1 protein-coding gene is annotated in these 353 nt (G+C 60.9%); it reads right to left on the reverse strand.

Annotation, left to right across the window (positions count from 1 at the left end):
* Window positions 1-353: dihydrodipicolinate synthase family protein (locus tag RVY79_RS18110; RefSeq protein WP_317465914.1), on the reverse strand; the 353-nt coding region annotated here is incomplete at both ends.

A 353-nucleotide genomic window follows, 5' to 3' on the forward strand; every position in this document is an offset into this window, starting at 1 on the left:
TCAGTTCGATCAGCAGTTCGGGCGCGATGTTGCCGTATCCAACCAGTGCGCCGTCCACGTCGAACATGGTGTGCAGCAGGTATTCATCGTGGCACGTCAGGATCTGGAGCTCCGGGTTCTCGCGACGGATCACGGGAATTTCGGTATCCCAGCGGCGCATGTTGCGTACGCCGTTTTTCATGGCGAACACGCCCGGCTGCGCGGCAATCTCAAGCTGCGTCTCCAGGTTGTACGTTGCCTTGGTCACGTCCGGATACTGGAAGAGGATCAGCGGCAGGCCGCTTTCCTCGTAGATGGCGCGATAGCGGTCCTGCGGCGCGCCCTTTTGGTAACCGAAGCGCAACCAGCCGTGC

The organism is Chromohalobacter sp. HP20-39, from assembly GCF_033052815.1.
Lineage (GTDB): Bacteria > Pseudomonadota > Gammaproteobacteria > Pseudomonadales > Halomonadaceae > Chromohalobacter.